This window comes from Nostoc sp. KVJ20 (genome assembly GCF_001712795.1).
Classification (GTDB): Bacteria; Cyanobacteriota; Cyanobacteriia; order Cyanobacteriales; family Nostocaceae; genus Nostoc.
The window spans coordinates 43,939-53,835 of record NZ_KV757612.1; the positions used below are offsets into that span (position 1 = coordinate 43,939).

8 protein-coding genes and 3 pseudogenes are annotated in these 9,897 nt (G+C 38.7%); 1 reads left to right on the forward strand and 10 read right to left on the reverse strand.

The genetic code is table 11. The features are described from left to right. Positions 1-241: 241 nt before the first annotated feature. From cas2 to A4S05_RS14675, 6 genes and pseudogenes are all read right to left on the reverse strand, one after another. A complete protein-coding gene (gene cas2, locus A4S05_RS14650) occupies positions 242-529 on the reverse strand; it encodes a CRISPR-associated endonuclease Cas2 (RefSeq protein WP_069070563.1) in 288 nt (95 codons plus the stop codon). A 46-nt stretch (positions 530-575) separates the two neighbouring features. Further along, on the reverse strand, positions 576-1,580 hold the full coding sequence (cas1d, locus tag A4S05_RS14655) for a type I-D CRISPR-associated endonuclease Cas1d (RefSeq protein ID WP_069070564.1): 1,005 nt from the start codon (positions 1,578-1,580) through the stop codon (positions 576-578). Positions 1,581-1,747: 167 nt separating this feature from the next. Further along, a pseudogene (cas4, locus tag A4S05_RS14660) lies at positions 1,748-2,377 on the reverse strand (CRISPR-associated protein Cas4). An 8-nt stretch (positions 2,378-2,385) separates the two neighbouring features. Further along, positions 2,386-2,751 carry a four helix bundle protein gene (locus A4S05_RS14665; protein WP_069070565.1) on the reverse strand — a complete coding sequence of 122 codons (366 nt, stop codon included), beginning with the start codon at positions 2,749-2,751 and terminating at the stop codon, positions 2,386-2,388. Between the two features lie 87 nt (positions 2,752-2,838). After that, a complete protein-coding gene (cas6, locus tag A4S05_RS14670; RefSeq protein WP_069070566.1) occupies positions 2,839-3,720 on the reverse strand; it encodes a CRISPR-associated endoribonuclease Cas6 in 882 nt (293 codons plus the stop codon). Then, positions 3,710-4,330: a 2OG-Fe(II) oxygenase gene (locus A4S05_RS14675; RefSeq protein ID WP_069070567.1), complete on the reverse strand. Its 621-nt coding sequence runs from the start codon at positions 4,328-4,330 to the stop codon at positions 3,710-3,712. The genes cas6 and A4S05_RS14675 overlap by 11 nt, the downstream gene beginning before the upstream one ends. A gap of 109 nt (positions 4,331-4,439) precedes the next feature. On the opposite strand from A4S05_RS14675, the gene A4S05_RS14680 reads away from it, so the two are divergent. After that, on the forward strand, positions 4,440-4,808 hold the full coding sequence (locus A4S05_RS14680) for a hypothetical protein (RefSeq protein WP_069070568.1): 369 nt from the start codon (positions 4,440-4,442) through the stop codon (positions 4,806-4,808). 42 nt (positions 4,809-4,850) lie between these two features. On the opposite strand, the pseudogene cas5d reads toward A4S05_RS14680, so the two are convergent. The 4 genes and pseudogenes from cas5d to A4S05_RS14700 form a co-directional block, all read right to left on the reverse strand. After that, positions 4,851-5,558: pseudogene (cas5d, locus tag A4S05_RS14685) on the reverse strand (type I-D CRISPR-associated protein Cas5/Csc1). A gap of 5 nt (positions 5,559-5,563) precedes the next feature. Continuing rightward, complete coding sequence (gene cas7d / locus A4S05_RS14690) at positions 5,564-6,598, reverse strand: type I-D CRISPR-associated protein Cas7/Csc2 (RefSeq protein WP_069070569.1); 1,035 nt, start codon at positions 6,596-6,598, stop codon at positions 5,564-5,566. Between the two features lie 43 nt (positions 6,599-6,641). Continuing rightward, entirely contained in the window at positions 6,642-9,692 is a 3,051-nt protein-coding gene (gene cas10d, locus A4S05_RS14695; RefSeq protein WP_256090981.1) for a type I-D CRISPR-associated protein Cas10d/Csc3, read from the reverse strand. After that, positions 9,653-9,886: pseudogene (locus A4S05_RS14700) on the reverse strand (transposase); the annotation flags it as partial. The gene cas10d and the pseudogene A4S05_RS14700, both read right to left, overlap by 40 nt. Positions 9,887-9,897 lie beyond the last annotated feature (11 nt).

Here is a 9,897-nt window from a genome sequence, read left to right on the forward strand (position 1 = left end):
TTAGTTTTCAAGGTGCGGTTGCGCGATTCAAGGGCAATCATAGCATTAGAGAATTCGTTTGGGAAGAGTGTCAGGAAAATTTAAAGGCTGAAATCGTTTTTTGATAAGCATTTCAGAGATTGCGCGGATGAGGATTAGGCGAATAATGGGTTGAAAGCCTTACTGGAGTTGGGATAGAAGCACTTTTTTATGGCTGTGAAATTTTTACACCTACCCTTCCGCGCATTTGAGATACAGAAATCTAGCTAGAAGGGGACTCAGCAAAGAAAATTGTTTCGTCCCGTGGCTGTTCTCCACCAATACGTTCGACTTTTCGCTGACAACAGCCGCAGAGAAAATAAAAGCGCACGCTGTCAGTGTCGGGTTTAATCAATTTGGCTAAACGCGATCGCAGTTTAGCATACTGAGTGGGAGTGATATCGCACTCAAACACACTCAGTTGCATCCATTGTCCATAAGACTTGAGAATCGAATGGATTTTAGTACGACGCTTATCTTCTGGAATATCGTAGCTGACAACAATATACATGAAGGGAGTAGGGAATAGAGAATGGGGAATGGGGAGAAATTACAAGTTATTTGAGAACTAGGGGAGGATATTTATCGATTTCGTTCATTAGGTATTTACTTAATAACCTCGCCTGAATTTCAAATGATTCTTGGTAGGTGCATTTGGTTCCCATAACTGGATGTTTGAAACTCGATAGTTTCTTTTGTTGATAAGCGCGAAGAAATGTATGCAGTCCTTCTTTGGTTAAATTTACCGCACCACTGAGGGGTTCGGTGGTAAAGTCAGTTAGGGTTAGCGATCGCTTGTTAATTAGCGACAACACTACAGCATCCACTATTAAAGGACGAAATTCTTCCATCAAGTCCAAGGCTAGGGAAGGTCTACCATAACGTTCAACGTGTAAGTATCCTAGATAGGGATCAAAGCCAACAATATTTAAAGCACTTTGCACATCATGACGTAGCAATGAATACCCAAAACTCAGTAGAGCATTAACCGGATCGGTTGGTGGGCGGCGGCGTCTGGCTTCAAATTGAAATTCTGAGGTTTTGATTAGCTGTTGAAAGCAACCAAAATAGGCTGCACTCCCAGCACCTTCTAAGCCTCTGAGGGAATCAATACTGCTAGTTTTTTCGATTGGTGCGATCGCGTTTTCTAATCGAGTGATGTTATTATTCAGGTCAGTATCAGGATGTTCTCGCTGAGTGCGAAGTAAGCTATGGCGGTAATTTTTCAATTTACCCCGGACAAATCCTCTAACTAAATGTATTGCTGGTTCTGATTCTCCCACAGCTTGCCATTGGGCTTTACGAACAAAGATATTTTTAGTAGCTTCTGGTTCTAAACGCCCTAAATATCGTCCGTTTTCGGTGAGAAATGTTAAACAAATATGACGATCTAAAAGTTCACTGACGACGGCGGGAGAAATAGTAGCCCGCCCTAGTACTACAATCCCTTCTAGTTTAATTAAAGGGATATCCATGATAGTTTTTTGTTCAGCTTTGACGGTGAGACGTTCGTCAACTTTGCCGATAAAAGCATCGGTTTGTGTTACGTAAAGTGTTCCCATTTTTTATTTTTCCTAATAATAATCTGGGTTTGAGGAAAGAGATTTGGGTATAATTAAATACGTTTAGCAAGGGTTGTTGGCGTAGATAATTTGTCTTTCAAGACGCGATAAATCGCGTCTCTACATGATGGTTTTGGGCTGATATGAAAACTGTATTGGGGTATGATTTAATTGACTTCTTGATAACTTTTGACCTTATCGGTTGCTTTGGGCAAACATTGCGAATAAAGACTGCATCCTTGGCAGCGTTTGCTGTAAAATGCTTTTGGCTTTGTTCCTGTTTCTAGGAGATTTGTGACAGATTGAATAGTTGCGATCGCACTTTGCCGTAACTCTGCATTAATCTCTACTAATTGCCGTTGATGGGAGTGGGCATAATAGATATATCCAGTGTTAACTGGTTGTCCTGTCATCTCTTCTAAACATAAGGCTTGGGCACAAACTTGTAACTCATCATTATCCTATTCGCCTTTACGTCCCCGTTTGTATTCCACTGGGTAAACTTGACCAGATTCGGCTTCAATTAAATCAGATTTGCCGATGAGTTTATATTGCTCAGACTTTAGCCAAATTGCTCGAACTTGCCAAGTTTCTCCTCGCTGTACATCGCTCGTCGTGTGGACGCGAGCGTGTAAAGTTGTACCTTCAATTGTGTATTGATTATCAATAAACTCCCCTGCACAAAACATCCGCCAACAGCGATGCGGACAATAGGCATATTGATTCAATGCCGCAATAGAAATATATTCTAATGAAGGGGATAGGTGAGAGGTTACAGGGGACAGATAGTTTTTCATATTTTTAATCATTGCGTATTGATTAGTCGATTACGAAGAGTAGTAAGCATTTTACTGATTTCTGTAATCAAAAATAAAGTGGAGTTTGCTTGTGATTGAGGTATATAATTCAACCTTACAGTCAGCATTAAAAAAGTTTCTGTTTCCATTAACGAGCCTTTAGCGATCGCTAAAAAGTTTGCATAATCTTTTTTCGTTCCTCGTGCATGACCCTCAGCTATATTTGCTGGTACTGATACTGCTGCTCTAGTGATTTGCGAAGTCAATCGATAAGTTTCTGTTGCTGGAAATTTGGCAGTTAATTGATATATCTGCACTACCATATCCATTGATTTTTGCCAAACAATCAAATCTCGATGCGACTCTATTTTCATAGGTGATAGGAAAGAGGTGATAGGGGACAGGGGACAGGTGACAGGTTACAGATTAAGCCAAGTTCTATTTGATACATTATTTATAACCTATCCCCTATCCCCTGTCCCCTTTAACCTACGTGTCATTCCCATACCCATTGTTGTTTTACGACCAATTCCTGCATACAAAGCAAAGTCAGCTAAAGCGTTAATCTGTTTAATTTGTATTGGTTCAATTTCTCCCAATATCTTGTAATTAACTTCGCCAATAATGCCGATAAATTTGCTGCGGGAGTCGGCTACTATTTCTGTGTGAATATTGACAAAAGAAGGAAATATTGACTCAATTGCAATCTGATTCAATTCTATCCCACTGTATTTATTCCACCGCGAAAGTAGGGAATTGAAAACAGATTCTCTGGTAGGAAGAGTAGTATCATACTGTCCTTGACGGAAGGCGGTAGGTGTGGAAAAGCTAAGGTTGATGGAAGAATTGCGATCGCTAGCTTCTTCGTATAATTGAGCGTAAGTAGTGGCATTTGCCCAAGGTTGAATAGATTGGGGTGTACCCTGAATGCTGGTAATATACAAGTCAGCCGGGCCAAGATGCCAAGGGCGATTGGGATTAAGATTTAGCCAGAGTTGGGTAAGTTTGCCAAATAAAGTGTCATCTAATAAAGAGATGCGCCACCAACAAGGAGTTCCGGCGGGAATGGGTTGTTGATGTGAGTATTGCAAACTACTGCTATTAGAAATTTTAGATTTATATTTCCCCCAATCCTGTCCCCTATCCCCTATCCCCTGTCCCCTTATTTGTAGGGGAGAAAGAGTGAAAGCTTTGTCTGCGGTGGAATCGTGCAAGCGATCGCCTAATGTGCTATCTACAGAACTAACGAGGGTTAAAAATAAGGCGTGGAGATGTCTACCTGTAAGATACTGTGGTGGAATGGGCGATTGAGGTAGCAAATTCAACACTAAACTATGAGGCATACTTTCTTTTTTTGGTTGTAGACTGAGTGATTCTTGACTCTACAGTAAACTCAGGGATTTCCTGGAGTTCAGTTTCACTCAAACTATACTGTTCACAAACGAGACTTAGGCGATTTCCTGGGGTTTTGACAGCGTTAACCGAATGGGTTAAATCACCTTGAAAGTAAACTAAAGTATTGAATTGGGGCTTAATTTGCCCAAGTTGGCGTTTGTGCGATCGCAATACCAGTTCTCCCCCTTCCATATCCGCAGGTACGCGCACATAGAGGACACTGACAACCGCAGGCGGTTCAATGGTTTTGGAGTAGGAACGTAAAGAGCGATCAATATGCGGATCGACGCGAGAGCCTTCTTTTAGCTGTAAAGGATTGAGGTAAAAAGCATTACAATTTGGTTGGAGAGCTAAATCTAGGTAAGGTTTGAAGTAGGGAAACTGCTGTTCTACTTTTGGTAATCCAGAACGCTGAAATACTACAGAAAATCCTTTAGTGGCGACAAAATCGCGGTTGAGGTTGTTGATAGCAAAGTAAGGACAAGCTTGGATTTCTCCCCACAAGTTGTTTAGGTAGTCGCTGGGGAAAGCGTTGGTTTGTTGTTGATAGTGTTTCACTGGGGATAGAGGAGCGATCGCTGAATGTGGTATCTAAAATTTTAAAGACTGTCGAGTGATGATAGTAGTATTCTTTTAAGTGAGAAAAACTACATAGCGAGAAAAACCAATGAGAATTGATGATTACAATGCAGCAAAGGCACTAACTGAAAAACTGAAAGAGAACTTACCCATTAAAGCACGAGCCGGGAAGGAGTTTTTGAAGACATTAAAGCAAAAAGGAGTAAACGCCGATCCAGACAGAGAATTTGAAATTGATTTCGTTGGCTATTCAGGAGATGAAGGCGGGATTATGTGCGGACTAAAAGAGCCAAATAATCCCGAAAGTAAAGAACAATATGTTTCTTCTATTACTCACCTAAAGATTGATCCTAATCATCCTTTAGCGGCTGAAGTGCAGACTTATCAACGCCAGCGAATACGTAAGTTAATGTTGCAAGATTCCAGAGGTTTTAAAGCCGAGTTAATGACGATATAACCTCGAAAAAATCAAAGCCGTAGTAAAGGTTTTGGGAAGTAATTAACTCCGAAAACGATATTGTATATGAACTGGAATTTTTAAGTTTTGAATGCCATCAAATTGATAGTATTGACCTCACATTTGGACATTCTGAATTAAGCTAACTGGGGGCATATTCACAACATCATAGCTAATCACTTGATTGGTGAACATGACATCTAAAGGATTTAATGGATGTGTACAAGTGAATATACCTTCAAAAATTTTATGTTTCGGTAATTGTTCAACCGTCACTTCGGCTTTACTCATCCATTTACCCAAACGAATCCACTTTGGTAATTTGAGTTCTTTTTGAGATATGACAAAAAACTCAAATCTACTTTCTGCTGCTATTTCCTTTGCTCTCCCAAAACTGGGGATATTTTTCTGTGTTTTCTCCATTTCAACGTGGTAGTTATTGTTAGCATACTTCCAGGTGTTGAGAATGGAAGAATGATTGAGCGATCGCGCCGGAGTTACGTAAATTTGCTGTTGATTGAGTGGCGTTAAATGCTCCTCATATTTTGGCACTTGTTCGGGGCAAAAATATCGATAAGAATGTTCTTCAGCAACGGTAGTAGAGTAGATTTGGCTATCAACTAAACCCAGTGCATAACAAAGAGCGTAATTGTGAATTATTGGCTCTGTTTCATACAATCGCCCGATTTCACGAGTTGCGTAATAGAGGCTGTCATGAAGTTCTATTTGACAGCGATAAATAATTGCCATCTTGCTTACTCCGTGACAGCAGCAGCTTTCTTATTATTCTTGGTATCTTTCTTAGGGTCTTTCTTACCTGATTTAAGAACCCATGTTTGAGCATAAATAGATGATTCAGCATTTGCTTGATTCAACATTTCTTGCAATCGAGTTTCATCACTGGTAATAGACTTAACTTCACTCAAAAGTTGTGTGAAGGATGCACCAAAAAAATCAGTATGAGAAATACACTCTTGAGACATTAGAGCAGTAATTGCTTGTGTAGCCGCCTCTAAAACCTCGTCTTCATTGAGCGGATCGGGAGGATTAATTTGCTTTGGAGTTGCATTACTCATTACGTCATATATCTTTTGAGTCCAAAGAAGATTACTAACAATCTCACCATCAGCGAAAATGACTCCAACTAACTCATTACGTACTCTACCAGTACGGGTAGTCTGCGCTCCATAATGGCGTGTTCTGAGAATATTATTGAAAACATAAAGAAATCCAGCTTCAGTGGGATCTTTCAGCGTGACAATACTGGGGAAAAAGACTTGAGGTAAGATATGGTCTTGACTATTAATACGGCTGGTTACTTCACCTTGACGGCTCATTGTCCCATTTTCAAAAGGTGCATTGAGGGTAAAGTTAAGGTGAGAATCATCAAAGGGTGTAATAGAGTACGCTGTGTCTACAACTACTTTCGACTTTTCAGAACCGGAATCACCAATAGCAAAACCGTAGAGAATACAATCAGGAGTAGTTTTGCTGAAATCTACGTTGTAGTCGCATTTTTCCCAGTCACCAATTTTGTAGTTACGTAATAATTCTCTACCTGTTAAACGCTCTGGTGTAGACTGCTTGCGCTTAAACATTGCCAAGCGACTAATAGGTTCTTTGTTTTCAATTCCAGCACGTACTCTGGCTTTATTGAGTTCACCATCTGTCTGGAATAAAGGATAAGATTCTGTAACACGAATAGTAATAAAATGAGCATACTTACCCATTGGTTTAGCAGGAATTACATCGTGGAAAAATTTAGAATCGAGTGTTTTCAAGAATTTCATGATTTCATTGCTCCGATTTAATTAGTTGTAAAAAAAGAATAAATTAGACTGATGCTTCAAGTTCTAATTCAGGAATATCATCCGGTTCCTCTTGTGGACGTGCTTTACGTTCTTCATCATCTGCTAGGCGATAAAGGTATTCACAGGTATCTCGAATTAGGTTAAGTTGAGTACCTGCTAAACGTGCGCGATCGCTTTTAAAGCTTCCCTCAAATATTTCTTTTACAAAATACTTAGAAAACTCATAAACTGCTTGACGTTCTTCTTCGGAAGTTAAGGCAGGTTTCCACTTACCATCAATTAAAGTTAATGTTGGTTTTCCTTCAGCCGCTCTCCGTCGCACATTGTTCATCAGCTTGGCTAGACGAGCCGCTACCACATCTATTAAAGAATCAGTGTCACTAGCCATAGATTTATCAATTTTCAAAATTACATCAGCAGCCTCATCAATTGGTTTGAGAATTGCATTAGCTTTCGCATATTGACTTTTAGAACGATAAAAACGACGGTAGAGTTCTGTTAACTTACGCAGTTGATTCACAGCTTTTCCTTCTGGTTCAAAATAGTGATAAAAATCCAAGTATAGGCGAACTTTCGCCATAGGTACAGAATCAATTTTGTCTTGCTTTCGCAACCATTTATTAAGGTAATAGAAGACATAGAGAGGACTAGTTTCTAAATCCCGTGCTAAATCTGCTAATTTTCCCCAATCTGGATCGCCATCCTTTTTACGGTTAACTTCCAAGTGAATAGAATAAGCAGCAGTGAGAGTATTGAGGGGAGAAAATTCACGCTTTTCTGAAATTCTAGGTAGAATGCTATCTAAACGATAGTTATCTTTTTGAATTAAAGAACGAATCGCTTGATGTTCTCCATCAATTAAAACTGTTTGTTCAAAATCAGCACCACTAATAAAAGGTGGTACAGGTGACTCTGATGCAACGACTTTTACATCAAGAACAAGCGGTAAAGCAAATGCTAACCAAGTTGGCATTACCCACGATTCTGTATCTGTTGCTTCTCTTCCTGGCGGTAAACCAATGAAGAAGAAAGTTAATGTTTCATCATCGGGATAGCTAATTTTAAATGTCTTATCATCTTCTGGTGAAATATCCTGCTTAATTAACAAATCATCGACTTGTTGATAGTTGTCAATTGTTAAATTTGCAACTTGTTCTTTGGAAACAAAATGTTTGCGAAGTTCAGCATCAAATCGAGTTTGAGATATGGCGTTATAAGCCTTTTGCAAAAACTTATTTGTTTCTGGAGTAAAGAAGTAAGCAGGATAGAGATAGAGATAGCGATATTTACGACCTTCAAAGTCTGCACCAGTCGCGTTAGTCTTACTCATCATAATTTGTCTCAACATGATTTCAATTGACCAGATTGAGCAAATTTGCCGCTTTGCAGCTTGAGCATTAAATAAAATTTGGCGATTGCTGTAAACTTGTGGTGCAAATAACGTTGCTGACTCCATTTGCTCCGTTATAGTGTAGGGAGAACTAGATATAGCACAAACATTTTCTCTACCTCTTCCTGTAAATTTTGCAGCGTTATACCTACTTATTTCTATTAAAAATTGGTCTGGCTTAGGTTCAAAAACTGCACCTGTTGGTAAAGAAATAACTCGACTTACATAAGTGCGTAAATCACTCCAACCATCAGGAATTGCAAAATCTTCTAAAATAGGTTCAATGAGGTTGGAAGTATAGTTAACCATACCTTCCATCAACTCAATATTTTGCGCTAAATTTTTACCTAGATTTTTCTGGTAATATTTAGCCGATAAATAATACCAATCTAAAGGAACACCTCCTGTTTTCTTGAGAGATTGAATTTGTCTTATAGCTGGTATTTCCTCTGGCAAACCCAAGTATTCAGCTAGTTTTTCAGTCAAGTTTAAATCAGGAATATTTTTACGTTCAGCTTTAGGAAATTGTTTTTGGTATTCGTTCGCGCGTTCTTGCCATTTACTCCAAATACCTCGACATATAATATCTCCAAATTCAGCTAATCTATCAATTTGAATTTCATTACCAAATACAACATCTATATTTTGTGGTAATTCTCCTTGTGTCTGAAAACTTTGTAAACTTTCACTCCGCTTACCAGATGAGGCTAATTTAGTATCAGGCAGTATACTGATAGCTGCATTAATGCTGACTTCCATTAACTCATTAGCACGGAAAAATAACCAGTAGTAATCAGCGAACTTGAAACCTTTACCATCTCGACTAAAACCTGTTTGTCGCTTTGTTAACTGCTTACTGCATAATATTTTAATTTTATCTACAACTTGATTGGGAATATCAGCAGTATGAATTGCAGGTGCATCGTTACTGGCAAGGTATACTACACCATCTGGCAAATACAATAACTGTGTGTAGTATTGCTGAGGATGTGCATCCATCAAAGCATTATTAATGATATTCGTCAGCACACCACGATTATCTGATAGAGCATGGTAGCTAAATGTTAACTGACCATTACTTAAGTCGTTTAATAACTCAGGTAATTTCTCATTTCTGCCATCACTTTCTACATCACGAGGATGCTTTAATAATGAAGCAAATAAATCAGACATTTTTAACAATCTTTGTAGTATATTCCGCACTCGTCCATCTAAATTAGGACGCAAACCACGAATTTCTAAACCTCGATCAGCATCACTGCCATCACCAGCATTACTACTCAGCCACACAATATCATCGATACAATTTTCCCAATCTTCACCCAAAAAACTATCTAAACTAAAATCCTGAATTTTTTGTTTTACATACCCGCGTCTTAAATTTGGTGCATCTGATTTCTTTGCAGGGTCTTTACGCCAATCACGGTTTTTAAATACATCATCTGTATCATTTTCTTCCAACCAAATCGGATAGTCAGGGAATTTTTCAAAGTCATGTAGAATATACGCAGCTACAAATAAACGAGTTTCCTTTTCTTCACATTGACGCTTAACAGGATTAGTTTCCAGTTCCGATGACTTTAATTTTTGAATAATTCGGTAGGTAGGGAACAAACCATTAAGCAGATGAGATATAGCATTTCTCAGTCTGGTGAAGTACAGTAACAAGAATGGGTAAACCAATTATAAATATCAGTTAACGAGACTTGAGTAAAAGCAGTTTCAATTGCTTTTGCTAAGTCTGGATAACTTCTAGCTCCAATAGAACGTAGTGAAGTTTTAATTTTTGACCAACAGTTTTCAATTGGTGAAAAATCAGGAGAATATGGTGGCAAATAAATTAATTTAGCTCCAACAGATTCGATTAATTTTTCAATATCTCAACCTT